The 1,643-nt window shown below is 62.3% G+C and carries 2 protein-coding genes; both read left to right on the top strand.

Going from position 1 to position 1,643, the window contains the following annotated elements:
• The coding region (locus JHD07_RS32535) for an extracellular solute-binding protein (protein WP_291629588.1) at window positions 1-859 on the top strand (859 nt) is incomplete at its 5' end.
• A gap of 136 nt (window positions 860-995) precedes the next feature.
• Window positions 996-1,643, top strand: a 648-nt coding sequence (locus tag JHD07_RS32530; RefSeq protein WP_291629586.1) for a sugar ABC transporter permease, incomplete at its 3' end; no start/stop codon positions are given.

Below are 1,643 nucleotides of genomic sequence, written 5' to 3'. Positions count from 1 at the left end.
CACCGCCATCACCTTGCTCATGGGAGGTCGCTCGGACGTCTCGATGGTCCGTCCGGGTGCGACAGAGGCGGTGGTCGAGGCCCGGTTCGACCTGCCAACGGGCGAGCACATACTTCGCAGGGTCATCCCCGCCGCAGGACGCTCGCGTTCCTATATCGACGGACGCCTGGCCACTCGTGCGGAGTTGGCAGAGTTCGGCGCCCAGCTCGTCGACGAAAAGGGCAATGTCACCGTCAAGACCGACGCGGTTCGTCAAGCCCTTGAATTCTACAAGAAGCTGATCAGCTTCCTGCCGCCCGACGTTGCAGCCTGGGATGACGCATCCAACAACAAATGGCTGGTCTCCGGCAGGGGCGCGATGATCATGAACCCGCCGAGCGCCTGGGCCGTTGCCAAACGCGACGCGCCGCAGGTTGCGGAGCAATGCTGGACCCACGGCTTCCCGGCGGGGCCGAAGGGGCGCTTCGCTCCCTACCTGCCGTACTTCTGGAGCATCTGGAATTTCTCCAAGAACAAGGAGGCCGCGAAGAGCCTTCTGGTTCAGCTGTCGAAGCCGGCCGCCATCGAAAAGATGGTCAACGCAAGCGGCGGCTACGATCTGCCGGCCTACGAGAAGCTGACGACCTTGAAGGTTTGGCAGGAAGAAGGGCCGCCGAAAGGCACGCTCTATCACTACCCGAACCCCTACAAGCATCAGACGCTGTCGATTGCAGCCTCGCCCGCGCCGCCGAAGATCGCACAGCAGATCTACGCACAGGCCACGCTGACCAAGATGTGCCTGCGCTATCACCAGGGCGAAGCGATGGAAAAGACGCTCGCCTGGGCCGAAGGCGAGTGCGAAGGCTTCATGCGGGGCTGAGGACAGGGTGTCGCCGCAAGCGATCGCTGGTCGTCTTGCGGCGACGCCTCCTCCCGCCTTGGCACGGAGCGAGGACAGCCCTCGCACGTGCCGACATCGAATTCTTTAGAACTGAACTGCGCGAGGAATATGCATCATGGCGGATGTGGCATTGCGGCCGGACGGGATTGGCGCCACGCGATCGGCGCGAAAACGCTCCGGCTTGCAGAAGGCGCTCAAGCGCAGATCGACCGCAGCGTTCCTGATGACGCTACCGCTGATCATCCTCATCGCACTTCTGGTGATCTATCCCGCGTTCTATTCGCTGCATCTGGCGACCCTGAACAAGTCGATGCAGAGATTCATCGGTCTCGGCAACTTCGAGTTCCTGTTCAAGCGCGACACGTTCTGGCTGGTCGTCAAGCAATCCTGCATCTTCGCCATCACCGCCGTGATCTTCAAGGCGCTGATCGGATTCATCGTCGCGCACTTCGTCCACAACATTCCGGCCAAGGGCCAGCGCAAATGGCGCGGCATGCTGCTGGTGCCGTGGGTGATCCCGCCCGCCATGAGCACGCTGGCATGGCTCTGGCTGTTCGATCCCTCCTACAGCGCGTTCAACTATACGCTGTCGTTCTTCGGAATAGGCCCGATCCCGTGGACCGGCGACGCCGCCTGGGCGCGCTTCTCCGTCATTCTGGTCAACGTCTGGTACGGCGCGCCGTTCTTCATGATCATGTATCTGGCGTCGCTGAAATCGGTGCCGGACCAGCTCTATGAGGCCGCGGCGATCGACGGCGCCAAG

The organism is Bradyrhizobium sp., assembly GCF_016462955.1.
In the GTDB taxonomy this organism is placed as follows: Bacteria; Pseudomonadota; Alphaproteobacteria; order Rhizobiales; family Xanthobacteraceae; genus Bradyrhizobium.
This window is presented reverse-complemented; position numbering and strand designations above follow the sequence as displayed.